The sequence below is a fragment of the Sphingobacterium cavernae genome (genome assembly GCF_008520265.1).
In the GTDB taxonomy this organism is placed as follows: domain Bacteria; phylum Bacteroidota; class Bacteroidia; order Sphingobacteriales; family Sphingobacteriaceae; genus Sphingobacterium; species Sphingobacterium cavernae.
Map to the genome: position 1 here is coordinate 1 of NZ_VIQM01000013.1, position 15,755 is coordinate 15,755.

10 protein-coding genes are annotated in these 15,755 nt (G+C 35.4%); 5 read left to right on the plus strand and 5 right to left on the minus strand.

Features of this window, described 5'->3' with window-relative positions; genetic code table 11:
* Nucleotides 1–643: 643 nt before the first annotated feature.
* Nucleotides 644–2,275, plus strand: coding sequence for an ABC-F family ATP-binding cassette domain-containing protein (locus FLS47_RS01360; RefSeq protein ID WP_149912604.1), 1,632 nt, complete (start codon nucleotides 644–646; stop codon nucleotides 2,273–2,275).
* Nucleotides 2,276–2,540: 265 nt separating this feature from the next.
* Here the strand turns inward: FLS47_RS01360 and FLS47_RS01365 are convergent, their stop codons facing one another.
* From FLS47_RS01365 to FLS47_RS01380, 5 genes are all read right to left on the minus strand, one after another.
* Nucleotides 2,541–4,985 (minus strand): DUF4982 domain-containing protein, encoded by a 2,445-nt coding sequence (locus tag FLS47_RS01365; RefSeq protein ID WP_149912605.1) that lies wholly within the window; start codon nucleotides 4,983–4,985, stop codon nucleotides 2,541–2,543.
* Nucleotides 4,986–5,067: 82 nt separating this feature from the next.
* The gene (locus FLS47_RS01370; RefSeq protein ID WP_223225081.1) at nucleotides 5,068–7,923 is read right to left on the minus strand and encodes an exo-beta-1,4-galactosidase; all 2,856 of its coding nucleotides are present in this window, start codon (nucleotides 7,921–7,923) and stop codon (nucleotides 5,068–5,070) included.
* Between the two features lie 221 nt (nucleotides 7,924–8,144).
* Nucleotides 8,145–8,351: a DUF6965 family protein gene (locus FLS47_RS18185; RefSeq protein ID WP_394349499.1), complete on the minus strand. Its 207-nt coding sequence runs from the start codon at nucleotides 8,349–8,351 to the stop codon at nucleotides 8,145–8,147.
* A gap of 16 nt (nucleotides 8,352–8,367) precedes the next feature.
* Nucleotides 8,368–10,749: an endonuclease MutS2 gene (locus FLS47_RS01375; RefSeq protein ID WP_149912607.1), complete on the minus strand. Its 2,382-nt coding sequence runs from the start codon at nucleotides 10,747–10,749 to the stop codon at nucleotides 8,368–8,370.
* Nucleotides 10,746–11,657, minus strand: a complete 912-nt coding sequence (locus FLS47_RS01380; protein WP_149912608.1) for a DUF4296 domain-containing protein — start codon at nucleotides 11,655–11,657, stop codon at nucleotides 10,746–10,748. Before FLS47_RS01380 ends, FLS47_RS01375 begins: the two co-directional genes overlap by 4 nt.
* 91 nt (nucleotides 11,658–11,748) lie before the next feature.
* Here FLS47_RS01380 and FLS47_RS01385 point away from each other — a divergent pair, with 91 nt between their 5' ends.
* The 4 genes from FLS47_RS01385 to FLS47_RS01400 are packed head-to-tail and all read left to right on the plus strand — an operon-like array spanning nucleotide 11,749 to nucleotide 15,736.
* Nucleotides 11,749–12,438, plus strand: a complete 690-nt coding sequence (locus tag FLS47_RS01385; RefSeq protein ID WP_149912609.1) for a YggS family pyridoxal phosphate-dependent enzyme — start codon at nucleotides 11,749–11,751, stop codon at nucleotides 12,436–12,438.
* 22 nt (nucleotides 12,439–12,460) lie between these two features.
* Complete coding sequence (locus tag FLS47_RS01390) at nucleotides 12,461–13,273, plus strand: RsiV family protein (RefSeq protein ID WP_149912610.1); 813 nt, start codon at nucleotides 12,461–12,463, stop codon at nucleotides 13,271–13,273.
* A gap of 20 nt (nucleotides 13,274–13,293) precedes the next feature.
* Complete coding sequence (locus FLS47_RS01395) at nucleotides 13,294–14,562, plus strand: aspartate kinase (protein WP_149912611.1); 1,269 nt, start codon at nucleotides 13,294–13,296, stop codon at nucleotides 14,560–14,562.
* Nucleotides 14,555–15,736: a THUMP-like domain-containing protein gene (locus FLS47_RS01400; RefSeq protein WP_149912612.1), complete on the plus strand. Its 1,182-nt coding sequence runs from the start codon at nucleotides 14,555–14,557 to the stop codon at nucleotides 15,734–15,736. Before FLS47_RS01395 ends, FLS47_RS01400 begins: the two co-directional genes overlap by 8 nt.
* Nucleotides 15,737–15,755 lie beyond the last annotated feature (19 nt).

Below are 15,755 nucleotides of genomic sequence, written 5' to 3' on the forward strand. Positions count from 1 at the left end.
AATTACATCCATTTAATGAAATTCCTTGAAAACCCAGAAAAAGACTGGATTATTGATACGCATGAAAGTAAACAGCTAGCCCTTTTTTGATACCTTGTTTTTTGAATCTGAAAAAGATAAAAACCAATAAGCTGACTATCAATTGAATGAGAAAATTAAATTATTAAATCTGGTTTTTACCGGACGCTAATGATATTTTTTAATTGTAATCATAATAAAATATTAGTGTGCGTGGATTGTTAATATATTTCTTTAAAATTTATTTTAAGGATTTACACTAAAGTTTAAACCCTAAAACCATACGATAAATTTAAATTAATTTAAAAATTGTGATTGAAGGCTCTTTTTGAAATTATAGCTATTCATCTACATAAAGTTTTTCAAAAAACACTATTTCGTTAAATAATTTTCTTTTAACAAATATTTTTTAAAAAACTTGATACAAAAAGTAGGTGCAGCGAATATTATATCACACATTGATATTTTAACTTTTATTAAAATAAATTATATATTTATTAAATTCAATTAATGACTGTCAATAAAAATAAATTAGATGTTTTAATGATATTCTTACATTTTCATGCAAACGGTTATAAATAATTGCATAAGTAGTATCTTTGCATTTCATAAAAAAATTTCTATTGTGATTGATGTAAATAATATCTCTGTAACATTTGGAGGCACAACTCTTTTTAGTGATGTATCTTTTTCTATTAATGAAAATGACAAAATAGCCCTTATGGGCAAGAATGGAGCCGGGAAGTCTACGCTTCTAAAAATCATCGCTGGTGTTGGCAAAGCTACAACTGGTGGGGTGTCTGGCCCGAAAGAAGCAGTGATAGCATACTTGCCTCAGCATCTATTAACACATGATAACGTCACCGTATTTGAAGAGGCCTCAAAAGCTTTTGAAGAGGTATATAAGATGCGTGACGAGCTTGAGGACATCAATGAGCAACTGAACATACGCACAGATTATGAATCTGATGATTATATGAAATTAATCGAGCGCGTGTCCGAATTGAGTGAAAAATTCTACTCCATTGAAGAAACAAATTACGATGCTGAAGTTGAGAAAGTTTTGAAAGGACTTGGATTCGAACGTACAGATTTCACGAGACAAACTTCAGAATTTTCTGGAGGATGGCGCATGCGCATCGAATTAGCGAAGATATTACTTAAAAAACCTGATTTAATCCTATTGGATGAGCCGACTAACCATATGGATATTGAAAGTATTCAATGGCTGGAAGACTTTTTAGTAAATTCTGCAAAAGCTGTAATTGTCATTTCTCACGACCGTGCATTCGTAGATAATATTACAAATCGTACTATAGAAGTCACTATGGGGCGTATTTATGATTATAAAGCAAAATACAGTCATTATCTAGAATTGCGAAAAGAGCGTCGAGCGCATCAGTTAAAAGCTTACGAAGAACAACAACGATTTATTGCGGATAATCAAGAATTTATCGATCGTTTCAAAGGCACTTATTCGAAGACATTGCAAGTACAATCGCGTGTGAAAATGCTAGAAAAATTAGAAATAATTGAAGTTGATGAAGTTGATAATTCTGCTTTGCGTTTGAAATTCCCTCCTTCGCCAAGATCTGGGAATTATCCCGTGATCGTAGAAGATTTATCTAAATCGTATGGTGATCATGTTGTTTTCGAAAAAGCGAATATGGTTATCGAGCGTGGTCAGAAATTAGCTTTCGTTGGTAAAAATGGAGAAGGTAAATCCACGATGATCAAAGCTATCATGGGTGAAATCGATTTTGAAGGAACTCTAAAAGTAGGCCATAACGCTAAAATCGGTTATTTCGCTCAAAATCAAGCTGCCTTATTGGATGGGGAACTTACTGTATTTGATACAATAGATCAGATTGCAGTTGGTGATGTACGCGTAAAAATAAAAGATTTGTTAGGTGCATTTATGTTCAGCGGTGATGACATGAATAAAAAGGTAAAGGTATTGTCTGGCGGTGAGAAAACACGTTTGGCGATGATCAAATTACTTTTAGAACCAGTCAATGTTTTGATTCTGGATGAGCCTACCAACCATTTGGACATGAAAACTAAGGATATTATTAAAGATGCATTGCAAGATTTTGATGGAACATTAATATTAGTTTCTCACGATCGTGATTTCTTAGATGGCTTAGTAACCAAAGTTTTTGAATTCGGTAATAAACGAGTGCGTGAGCATTTCGAAGATATTAAAGGCTTCTTAGAATACAAAAAGATGGCAAATCTAAAAGATATCGAAAAATAAAAATATTAAGCCTGAACATTTGTTCAGGCCTAATATTTTTATAAATCCAAGGACAATTTGGAGAAATGTATTAAATGTACGATGCTATTAATCGTACAGAATAAATTCCCATTTCGAACGAAATTAGACACATAGCATTTCAGACATTACCTAATTTAGAGTATATGTATTGTAAATAATGATTTGAAGTTTTCGATTAAATTAAGTAGTCAATAAAAAATCACGGCATACTCAATAGGACTACATCATCTGGAAATACCTATATCTATTTTACTGTAATGTTTGCTTGAGCAGGTTTCAAACCTTTTGCTTTTACCAAAAGTTTTGCTAATCCTGTTCTATCAGAGGACATAACCAAAACAACTAACTGTCCATTGAAGGTTTTCATTTTCGGCATATGGAATGATTCTAAAGATGTTGGATCGCCATTGCAGGCGGCTCTAAAATTAGCTGCGCCACTTACTTCAAATTGTAAAGGTATATTTGCATCAGGGCATAAATTACCCTGCTTATCCACTATTGATACTTTCACGAATGATATATCTTCTTTGTCTGCATAAATTGTTGTTCTATCCTCCTCTAATACAATCTTATATGGCTCTCCCGCAGTATGGATTTCTTTCTCCATCGCTGTAGAACCATCGTTGTTATAAGCAACCACTTTTAAAGTTCCAGGCTCATACTTCACATCCATCCACATCAAGCGATAGCGATGCTGAGGTGTAGAATTATTCTTTTGTTGTATGCCCATACTCTTGCCATTTACAAAAAGCTCCGCGCGGTCAAAGTTTGTATACACAAAAACAGGAGTTGTTTTACCTATTCGATTGGGCCAATTCCAATGCGGTAAAATATGTAAAGTATTATCCGTAGTATTCCAGCGACTACGGTATAAATAAAATCGGTCTTTAGGCAAACCTGCTAGGTCACTAATACCGAAATAAGAACTACGGGAAGGCCATTTTTCATCATACGGCGTCGGCTCACCTAAGTAATCAAAGCCAGTCCATACAAACTCTCCTATCACCCAATCTTTATCATCTTGTAATATAAAATCATCTTCCGGCAGGTTAGACCAACTCGTTGATTCAAGATCATAGCTAGAAGATTGTAAATCATCATATGTTTTGTTTTTAGCTTTCTCTACAGGGAATTTATAAACACCTCTTGAACTTACAGTTGAAGCCGTTTCTGAACCTAACAGCATCCCTTGAGGAAATTTTTGGTATGCTTCTTCGTAAAGGTGTGTTCTATAGTTAAGTCCTGGAATATCAACCACAACGCCAAACCCTGATTCCATAACAGCCTTTACTTGATCCATGCCTACAGTAACAGGACGAGTTGGATCTTCTCTATGAAAAATATCTTGTAGAAACTTCGCTCTTTTAACACCTTCACTACCCCACTGATCAGGAACCTCATTTCCAGAACTCCACATCACAATACTAGGATGGTTTCGTGTTGCACGAACTAAATTGACAATGTCTTTCTCCGCGTCCGAATTGAAGAATTTCGCATAGCCATTCTTAACCTTAGGTTTTGCCCACTCATCAAAACTTTCTGCCAAAAACAAAAAACCCATTTCATCTGCCAACTCCAATTGCTCGATAGAAGGCATATTATGTGCACTTCTAATAGCATTACAACCCATATCTTTAAGGATTTCCATTTGTCGACGAAGCGCTGCTTTATTTACAGCTGTACCTAATGGTCCTAAATCATGATGTAAACACACTCCTTTGAATTTTGTCACATTACCATTTAGCATAAAACCTTTTCCAGCTACGTACGCAATGGTTCTGATTCCAAAACGCGAATGAAGAATATCCATCAACTGACCATCTTTAAACAATTTAGAAACAGCAACATACAAATTTGGTGTTTCTGGAGCCCAAATTTGTGGATTTTGAAGCTTGATATCTTGTTCGAAATATTTCCCAAAGATGTTGGATGTAGAATCTTTGGCTAATAAGCCACCTTTTAAGTCCTGAATTTCTGTAATGATATAATCAGGTTGACCAATGACTTCGGATTTAATATGTATTTGTGCAAAGTCATCTTGCACTTGCTTTGTGGCCACACTAACTCCCCATTGCTCGAAGCTAATATCTTCATTCACAATTAAAGAAACATTACGATATAATCCCGCTCCTGGATACCACCTTGAGGATTGAGGCGGATTTGAAAGGTGTACAGCTAATGTATTCTCTTGATCTTCTAATAATTCATTACTAATATCGAAATAGAAATAGCTGTAACCATAATTCCATTGACCAATTAATTTGCCATTCAAATAAACTTTAGGCTGACTCATAGCTCCTTCGAAAAGCAACAGTGCGCGCTTCCCTTTTTTGAATGTTGGAACTTTAAAAGTATTACGATACCAGGATTCACCTATATAAGGTAATGCCCCAGTGCGACCTGTTTTTTCAGTAGCCTCTTTTTCATTATTTTGTGTTATCGCAACAATCTGCTTATCTATATCTTTGTCAAATGGCCCAAAAATAGCATAATCATGAGGAATACGAACCTTTTCCCAATTCTTCGTATCAAAGTTAATCTGTTCGGCTAGTGGAATAGAACCACGCTTGAAAAACCAGCCATCATTCAATTGTATCACTGAACGAACTTGTCCAAGAGCAACGCATCCAACTAGCAGAAATAATACAGTAGTTATTAATTTTGTATAACGAATTAATAAATGTTTCATAGACATAATTTGGTTCCTTTGAAATTTTATGAATAGGAAAATATATGAAACATATCATAGAAAACCATCCTTTACTGTCCCACTACTTTATCTTATTCTGGTTCGAGTTAGGCTTCAATTCATCTGGACTATCTTTTGTATAATTAGATACTTTCGTGCGTGATTCCGTAGTAAAAATATCTTTAATAACTTCCAATGATAGCTTTTCTTTTGGATTAAAATTGTCTGACTCCATATAATTTAGTATAGAATAAAATAATTGGGAAGATGCTGGTTTTCCTTGTAAATTCTCCTGCAAGTCAGCACTACTTACAACAATTTTACCTTCTCCAACTTTAGCTTCAAATATTAATCCTAATCTTCTACTCACAAACCATGTATCTATCGGTTGTACAATTGGTCTAAAAGAGGCGGGAAAATCTTCCAAATTCATCACTTGAGACTTATGTTGTATATCCCACCATTGTAATTGCGAATGATAGCTTGTTGGGAAATCAGAAAATGCTTTATGGTCTTTTTGTATTAACATCCCTGTAACATGTGGTGGACGCATTTTGAACCAAGATGTATTCCAAAATACAGGTAGAAAGTGCATTTCCACTTCTTTGCCTTTGATTACTTTTCCTGCAGCATTCAGAAACACCTTCCCTCCTCTCTCCAACACTTTTTTTGCAGCATCATCCAATTCAGTGGTATAATATACTGATGTACCACGATCTTTTTTGACCGCAGGATACACCCAAAAATCCCAATCATTTATAAATGACGTGCCACGCACCGAGACTTCCAATTTCAGTGCCTTGGCATTTCCTATTGATTGTAAAGATTGATTTATCTTTCCTACCGGAATACCATTTGCAATGGGATAGGATTTACTGTCAAAACTTCCCTTATGAAAAATTTCACCCTTGTCATCACGAATAACCCAATCAATAATGGCGTTCTCTAGCGAGGATCTACCTGAATGAAATAGTACAACATCCACACTAAAATTTTCAGTGTTAGAAAATACAAATTTGGGAAACTGTGCTAATGGCACAGTTTCATTACTAAATCTTCTATACTCATCTGCAGTGACGTAACCTTTTTCTTGCCAGAAAGCATTTAACACACCAACCAATGCGGTGCCCTGTCCTGGAAAATCTTGCAAGCCCAATAGTTGAAAACCATTGTAATTGGGCGTGCGTAAAATTCGTTCAATATCATGTTTGTAAGCAAGTGTTTGCAATTTTCCCGAAGCCATCAAAAAATCCTTAGCCTGATCTAGCATATGGTTGTCAGCTAAAATTTGTCTGAACATTTCCATATTCTTTGCGCGATATGCTCCTGTATAATTTTGAATTTCATCAAAATTTGGGAAGACACAGTATTGACCATTTTCGTGCGCCACAAAAGGAACATCAAATTTGGAAAGTTGTTCAGAGAAATCAGAATACGTTTCTGGCATTCTATTCCATTGAAGTCCCCGTACTCCACCACGCACCTGAAATTCAGCATTTGGAACAACAGGCCAACTCCCCCCAACAGACATACCTGTATAAACTCTTCGTGGATCTCGATTTTTCCAGAAATCTACAAACTTATTTAAATACGAAACCTGATTACCAGCGGGTTCATTTCCCGCAGACAACATTACGAATGACGCATAGTTACCGTAGTGATCAACCATGCGAATACTTTCATCGTATAGATATTGATCAACAGGCTGACCTAAACCAATTTTCGGACCGTGGTTTGGCCAACTTGGAGCTTCTGGAAGTAAATACAAACCTACGATATCAGCTGCAATGAAAGCAGCTTCTGGTGGACACCAGGAGTGAAATCTAACGTGATTAAGTCCATAATCTTTGATTTTTCTAAAAATTTTCAACCAATCTTCAGTTTTTGTCGAAGGATATCCAGTCAATGGGAATTCACAATTATGCAGCGTACCCCTTAAAAAAACAGGACGACCATTAATCAAAAACTGTTTTCCATTGATTTTAAAATCGCGCATTCCAAATTGTATTTCTTTGGAAGATTTTCCTTTGGCAGTGATCAAACTAATATTTAATTTATATAAAGCTGGATTGAATTCGTCCCAAGTCAACATGTCTTCGCCCATAGGCAAATCTATTTCTAGTTGTCCATTTGTATTGGAAGAGTAAGTCGCAGTAACTTCCTTTGTTTGATGACTTACAATGGAATTAAAACTTTTCGCAGATAGTTTGATTTTACCAGTAATAGATTGCTTCAAGTTATTGGATATGTTAACTTTAACTTTAGCTTTCTTATTCGCTAAATCTGGATAAATTTCTACAGCATCCAAATGAACTATTGGCTCTGATTGAAGTGCTATTTTTCCGATAATCCCGTTCCAATTTCCCTGTGTATGATCTGAAATGCTATGTGAATCAGGACCAACATTTATCTCTTTTATTTGATTATCTACTCGGATAGTTATGCGATTATTTCCACTTTTCAGATATGCTGTAATATCGTAGATATGCGGCGCAACTAGTGAGTTTTGAAGTCCAACTTCCTTCTCATTTATCCAAACTCTAGTTTCGATATGTGTTCTTTCGACGTAAAGTGTGATATGATTATTTTTCCATTTAGAAGGAATTACAATGTTTTTCTGAAACCAAGAAGCCCCTACATAATGTTTTACCGGTGTCAACCAAAATGGAATATGAATATTTCCTGGCTGCCTAAATTTCTCCAATGCTGGATTGAAATAGAACGAACTGTCATAAATAGATCCTGTCCATTTTGTATTCAACGTGATTTCATCACCTTTGTCTTGCTCAGCCAAAGATCCCGGAAGGCGTATTTTATCCTTTAACGATTGATTGAACCATTGCTCCTTAACCCCAACATCGCTATGATCTAATGAAAAATTCCATTCTCCGGCTAACGAAATCTTCTGTTGAGCAAAAATTTCATTAGGTAATGACAAATAAAACAACAGTAAAAATAAGTATAGAGTAAACCTCATAAAAAAATTAGATAGATGAATTATAATTGGTAGACAGCAGTGTGTCCAGTTTAGTTGATTATTAATCAGCTATAAAAATAGGTAAATCTTTAAGGATTCAAAGTATTTTAGATACCTTTAATACGAAAAAAAGCACTAATCTTATTTGGATTAGTGCTTTTTGTAATCTTATAATCTATGTATTAAGAATTTTGGCTTATTGCGTCTTTGAATTTCATCAGTCTTACATAACCAGGGCATTTTGTTATGTCACGTTGCCATTGTTCTAATTCAATAAATTGTATTTTTAGAAATAACGACACATCAACTACGATTTGATCTTCGCTTATTTGTACTCTTTCAGGATATGTTTTGCCCAACAACTCCTGTTTTAATTCATCAATAGTCACTTTTCCCTCCTCTTAATCAACTTATATACGCATACGTAATACCATCTCCACCTCTATCTGCATGCTCATCTTCGAAACGAGAAACATGATTGTACTTACGCAAATAATCGCGAATAAACTTTCGTAAAATTCCATCGCCCTTGCCATGAATAATTTTCAACGTCGGATATCCAATCATCACAGCGCGATCCAATACCAATTCAATTTTATGTAAAGCATCTTCTGTGCGCATACCGCGCACATCAATCTCAGGATAAAAGTCTGCTGCCGATTCTGTCGAAACTGAAGCTTGACGCTTTAGAGCTTTTGATTTTTCTTTGCTTCTTAATTTTGTTACACGACTCTTTTTAACTACGGTACGAAGCTCACCTAAAGCAATTATTAAGCTGTTGTTTTTAGTAATCTCTAGTATTTCGCCTTCTGAATTTGAATCTTCAATTCGCACCCAATCTCCCACTTCCAATTCTGTGGTCACACTAGGATTGGACGTAGCAGTAACTTTTTTGTCCTTTAGTAAAGCCGAGCTGTGTTGATCCAAACTTTTATTTAGCTTAGAACGAATTTCCTTCGTTTTTTCCTTATCGGCTTTGGCAGATTTAATCTCTGAAATCGTATTTTCAATTAGCTTATTCGCATCTTTAAGAATAAGCTTTGCTTCTTCTTTTGCTTTGCGAATAATTTCTCTTTTGTTTGTTTCGATGTCCGCATTCAGGCTATCGTATTTAGCTTTGAGTTCGATTAGTTCGCGCTCACGTTTACTAATTGCGTATTTTGTATCAACTATTTCTTTTTTGTCACGTTCCAAATCAACAAGCAAAGTATCCACTTTCTTTTGCTGAACGCCGATTTTTTGTTTTGCAGATTCTAAAATCTCATTGGACAAACCAATTTTTTGTGCTATTTCGAAAGCGTATGAACTTCCTGGTTTCCCGGTTTGCAAAATGTACAAAGGTTGCATCTTTTGGTTATCAAACATCATCGAAGCATTTTCTAAACCTTTGGTATGACTCGCAAATAACTTAAGGTTTGAATAGTGAGTAGTTATTACACCTCTCACTTGCTTTTTGTTCAACTGCTCTAAAACCGCTTCTGCTATTGGGCCACCAAATTGAGGGTCGGTACCTGTACCAAACTCATCAATGACAACCAGTGTTCGAGCATTCGCAAATGTCGTAAAATGTTTCATCTTCGAAAGATGCGCTGAATATGTACTCAAATCACTTTCAATAGACTGATCATCGCCGATATCTGCAAAAATCTGCTTAAATATTCCTACTGAAGAATTTTCATCTGCTGGAATAAGAAGTCCAGATTGTACCATTAATTGCAGCAAACCAACAGTTTTCATACACACGGACTTACCACCAGCATTAGGCCCTGAAACTAAAATAACGCGATCTGTAGCATCAATCTTAATATTTAACGGAACTACGTGACTTTTTTCACGAAGTGAATTTAGATACAATATTGGATGTCTTGCATTCACTAAATTGATACTTGCCTCCTTATCAATCAAAGGCATATTAGCTTGTAAATCAATGGCGAATAAAGCCTTCGCGCGAACGAAATCTAACTTGGTGATTAATCCATGATAAGATAACAAAAGTGGTACATGCGGACGTATTTCGGTAGTCAATTCTGTCAAAATTCGAATTACTTCGCGACGTCTATCAAACTCCAAATCCCTTACTCTATTGTTTAAATGAAAGACTTCTTCTGGCTCAATATAAGCTGTTTGTCCTGTTGCAGACTCATCATGGATCAGACCTTTTAACTTTCTTTTATTCTCAGCCAAAATTGGAATACACAAACGCCCATCACGAATGGTTAAATTACCATCTGCAGTCCATCCACTAGCTTGCGCTTGACGATAAACAATGTCTAGACGCTTACGCGCTTCTTGTTCGGATTTTGCTATTTCTTGAGTAATCGCTTCCAACAGTCGAGAAGCGTTATTTTTTAATTTTCCACGTTCGTCCAAGACACGTTCAATAGAACGGATAATTGACTTTTCAATCGGCAAATGTTCAAACAGCAACTCTAGATTTGCGTATTGACCTTCCCTGTCATTGAAATAACGAATAATATTAAACACGGTTCGCAATGCCAAAAGCATGCGATATAGTTCGTCCTCGGCAAGAAAAGTTCCTTCTAGTTTCGCTTTGTCCGCCAATGGTTTTATTGGATAAATATGATCGACTGGAAGAGGCTCATCGTGCATCAACAACTGTTTGAATTCGTGTGTCTGACGCAAAAAACGATCAATCTGATCGACCTTTATCTGCGGTTGGATTTTCTCCACCATTGTGCGCCCCGCCTCACTCAAACATTTTTCTTTGATTAATTCCCGAATCTCTGTGAAGCCTAACTTATCTATTGCATTTTGTGGATATATCATTGAGGTAACGCTCTGTTTACAGGTTTCACCATTCTATCATTTCGTAGCATTTCTCTTTGCTGCCGCAATTGTTCAGCTTTTGGAAGTTCATTTTGCACCGTCGGCACAGAATCGACTAACACTGGTGCCACTTCTGATGAATCAGACGTTCTATCCAAAATAACTTCATTCACCTGTGCAGGTGTCGGTTGAGGTGCATGATAATAGTATCCTGATGGAATAAAAATCCTTAATTTATTAATAAATTTCTCACTATTCAACTTGTACTGTGTCAAGTCTACTTTATTATTTTTTGCGGTGTCAACATGAACAAAAGGCGACTTAAAGTTTCGCATGTAATTTGCCAAACTATCTTTATGCAACATATCTAAATTCGGCATTGGCGACAAATTCAAATAATTTGCAATAAATTCTACATTTGAATTGTTAATTAATCGCCTATTAAATTCATAGTAATTTTTGTATCCAGTATCACTCGCATTATAATATCTCAGATTTTCGATTCTACTGTACACACGTTGCAAGTAGTGAACTCTATTCATGGAATCTTGCTGGAAAGCATTTCGAATAGAATCTTCCAAATGAATTTCGCGTTCGTAACTACTCAATTTGCTGTTGACATTTGTATAAATTTTATCCGTCAAATTGGGATTCCCAAAATAAAAATCCAGGTTTTTGACAAAAGTCGCTGAATCTAAGTCATATTTCTCAAAAATCTTGTCATAAAGCACGGGCATCACACGTTTAGCGCTATCCGAAGGCAAAGTATTCAGGTATCCATCTACAAGCGAAACCTCCGTAAGTACTTCTGTAATTTTACTTTCCGAAACTACACCACTAGGTTTTGACTTCGCGCAAGATAGAATCAAAAAAAACGATATAAATATGCTGTATAATAACCTTTGCATTGCTTAAATTTGTACAAAAATACGAAATGATACTCTTCTAATGAGTACATCTTGTAAAATAATAATTTATCTTCTTAAATAGATTTTAATAATGAGTATTACAACAAATATTGAGGAAATTCAGAATGAGTTAAAACCTGTGGGTGTGACTCTAGTGGCGATATCGAAAACAAAACCTATAGAAGATATACAAGAAGCATATAATGCAGGACAGCGTATTTTTGGCGAAAACATGGTTCAAGAGATGGTTGAAAAATATGAGGTTCTCCCGAAAGATATCGAATGGCACCTTGTTGGGCATTTGCAAACTAATAAAGTCAAATACATCGCTCCTTTCATTTCAATGATTGAATCTGTTGATTCAATCAAATTATTGAAAGAAATAAATAAACATGCTGTAAAAAACAATCGTATAATAGACTGTTTGTTGCAAATCTATATTGCGGACGAGGATACAAAATTCGGTTTGGATCATGTGGAGTTGATCGAGTTGTTAGAGAGTCAAGAGTTTGCTGAATTGGAAAATATTCGCATACGTGGATTAATGGGTATAGCAACCAACACGGATAACGAAAAAATTATCAAAGAGGAATTTTACGAATTGAAAATGTTGTTTGACGGAATCAAGGTGAGCTATTTCCGTAAAGAAGACTCTTTTGACACACTTTCAATGGGAATGTCCTCTGACTACAAACTTGCTATCGAACAAGGCAGCAACATGATTCGTCTGGGCAGTACGTTATTCGGGAAAAGAGTTATTAAACATTTCAAAGCAAACTAATATTTTGCATATTCTACAGTCAATGATAAAACTGTTTTCAAGTATTGCAATCATTTTATTCATCTCTTGTAATCCACAAGGTGAAAGGAGTCAAAGCACTACTTTTCAGTATAATACAAATACAGATACATTAAATTATTCTTATAAAACGCATAAGGATATTAGCTCTTATTTGGTGGAAAACGAAGAGGATGTAGACACAGCTTATTTTCAAATTTCTTATCCTTTCTTTTCTGACACAACGTTAAATAACATTCTAAAACCATTTATTTTAGTGGATGGTGATGAATCCATTGAGACAGCAGCCGAAGCCTTCATTTGGGGTTTTAATGAATTCGTTGAAGAAAGTAGCACACAAAATATTAGTTTTCCTTGGTATAAGAATGTGAAGAGTGAAGTGTGGACGAATACGCCATTTTTATTGACATTAGCTACAGCTGTCGATGAATACACAGGCGGCGCACATGGAAATCATTACACTATTATCTCAAATATTGATATTCAGAACAAAAAGAAAATTGGGTTAAAAGATATCATTGACAAAGAAAAGATTACTGAATTGACTAAAATTGCGGAAGCACAATTTCGAAAAAACGAGAATTTGTCAGATTCTGCATCTTTAGAGAAGGATTTCTTTTTTGAAAATGGTACTTTTGACATCAACGATAATTTTGGGCTAACCAAAAACAGTTTAATTATTTATTATAACGAGTACGAAATAAGACCTTATGCAGAAGGACCTACCCTTTTAGAAATTCCATATTCTACAATGGAGAATCTTCTAAATCCCACAGGGAAAAAGTATGTCAATAGCATAAAACAGTCTTTGAATTAACCCTAATACGAAATCTATACATGCAGGTATTTAAGTTTGGTGGTGCTTCTGTAAAGAACGCAGAAAATATCAAAAACGTAGCATCTATCATATCCACATACAATTCTTCGGAATTGCTCGTTGTTGTCTCTGCTATCAACAAGACCACCAACAAATTGGAACAGGTTATTAATGCTTATTATCATCAAGATGGCGATTATTTTGGCTTTTTGGATGAAATCAAAAATGAGCATTATCAAATATTACATGACTTATTTGAGGATCCAAATCACCCTGTTTTCGATGATGTAGCCAATTCTTTTGTAGAAGCAGAATGGATTTTAGAAGAGGAACCACAAGATGCGTACGATTATTTGTATGATCAGATCGTTTCGTTAGGGGAATTACTTTCCACAAAAATTGTTGCTGCTTACCTCGTTCATACTGGTATGCAAGCCAAATGGATTGATGCGCGTGATTACATTCAGACTGATAATACACATCGTGAAGGAAAAGTAAATTGGCAATTGACAGAAGATAAAATCCGTCGTGATTTACCTGAAATATTGGATGAACATGTTGTGATTACGCAAGGCTTCATTGGCTCGACTTCTGAAAATTTCACGACTACCTTAGGTCGTGAAGGTTCTGATTATTCCGCTGCGATTTTTGCTTCTTGTTTAAATGCGGAAGACATCACCATTTGGAAAGATGTTCCTGGCGTCTTGAATGCCGATCCAAAATGGTTTGCAGAAACGGAACTGATCCCCGAATTATCATATACAGACGCGATAGAACTTACGTATTATGGTGCAACTGTCATTCACCCAAAAACCATTAAGCCCTTACAAAACAAGAAGATAACATTGAATGTGCGTTCGTTTATCAATCCTGAAAAAGCAGGAACTGTTATTCGCACGACAAACCAAACATTACCCGTTCCTTCCTTTATTTTTAAGGTTGATCAGGTATTTATCAATATTCAACCGCGCGACTTTTCCTTTATTGTAGAAGACAATTTATCGTACATTTTCAATCTTTTGCATGAGCATCGCATCAAAATCAATATGATGCATAATAGTGCTATTAGTTTTGCTATAAGTGTAGATAATACAGGTTCAAATATCGATGCATTGCTAGAAGATTTGGAAAAAAGATTTAAAGTTTCGGTTGAAAAAGGCTTGGAATTGATTACTATTCGTTACTATAATCAACAAACAATTGATCGAGTATTAGTAAATAAAGAAATAATTCGCGAACTTAAGGATCAATATACGTGTCAGATATTGGTTAAAGATTTGAATGAATAGAAACATATTAAACAAAGAGGTTCAGGAATTTATAAAAGCTAACAGACAGTTGGATCCATCCGCTATTGCCTTTAAGAAAAGTCGGTTCCCAGAAGTTTCATCATCTGAATTAGCAGCCCAAATAGATGGCTGGCAACGTGCGTGCAAAAAACTGCCAACTTGGGCATATTCTGCCAATATTTACTATCCAGATAAAATCAACTTAGAGCAATGTTCTTCTGAGCATACTGCTCTTGTCAAGCAATCGCTGATTCGTAAAGGAAGCAAAGTCGTTGATGTGACAGGTGGATTCAGCGTAGACAGTTGCTATTTTGCACAAGAAGCGCAAATTGTGGTTCATTGTGAACTAAATGAAAAGCTATCACATATTGTGAAGCATAATGCAGAACAATTGGGCGTGCGAAATTTAGTGCCTCTGCATACCGATGGTGTTAAATTTGTAGAAGATCAAGAAGATGATTCTATTGATTACATTTACATCGACCCCTCTCGTCGTGTTAATCATGCAAAAGTATTTTTACTAGAAGATTGCGAACCGAATATTGTAGAGTTGCAGGAGATGTTTTTCAGCAAATCGCGCTATATTTTATGCAAACTTTCTCCTTTGATGGATATTAATTCAGCTTTGCAAAAGTTGAAACACGTCAAATTACTTTACGTTATTAGTTTAGATGGCGATTGTAAGGAGTTATTATTCTTACAAGATCGAAATTTCGAAGGAGAAACCAAGATTACAGCGATTCGTTTGTTTTCTAACCAACTTCAAAACCTTTCTTTCACTTTAGAAGAAGAGAAAACAGCTTTAGTAAAGACTTCAGAGCCATTAAAATACCTATACGACCCTGATGTCGCTGTGACCAAAGCAGGCGCATTTAAAAGTATTGCCAAAGAATTTGGTTTATTCAAATTGCACACCCACACGCATTTGTATACTTCAAATACTATAGAAAATGACTTTTTGGGACGAATTTTCGAAATTCAAAATGTCTATTCATTAGGAGAATTCAAAAAATCGAATACAATTACTAAAGCTAATGTTGCTGCAAAAAATTTCCCAATAAAAGTCGATGACATTCGCAAGAAATTTAAAATCAAGGACGGTGGCAATGATTTTCTTTACTTTGTGACCGACTACGCGGAGAATCACATTGTCATACATTGCTCAAAAATTTAATTAAGACATAGAATTTACA

Coding starts and splice junctions, on each gene's coding strand:
- FLS47_RS01365 (WP_149912605.1), bottom strand. CDS start 4,985: ATGAAACATTTATTAATTCGTTATACAAAATTAATAACTACTGTATTA.
- FLS47_RS01375 (WP_149912607.1), bottom strand. CDS start 10,749: ATGATATATCCACAAAATGCAATAGATAAGTTAGGCTTCACAGAGATT.
- FLS47_RS01380 (WP_149912608.1), bottom strand. CDS start 11,657: ATGCAAAGGTTATTATACAGCATATTTATATCGTTTTTTTTGATTCTA.
- FLS47_RS01385 (WP_149912609.1), top strand. CDS start 11,749: ATGAGTATTACAACAAATATTGAGGAAATTCAGAATGAGTTAAAACCT.
- FLS47_RS01390 (WP_149912610.1), top strand. CDS start 12,461: ATGATAAAACTGTTTTCAAGTATTGCAATCATTTTATTCATCTCTTGT.
- FLS47_RS01395 (WP_149912611.1), top strand. CDS start 13,294: ATGCAGGTATTTAAGTTTGGTGGTGCTTCTGTAAAGAACGCAGAAAAT.
- FLS47_RS01400 (WP_149912612.1), top strand. CDS start 14,555: ATGAATAGAAACATATTAAACAAAGAGGTTCAGGAATTTATAAAAGCT.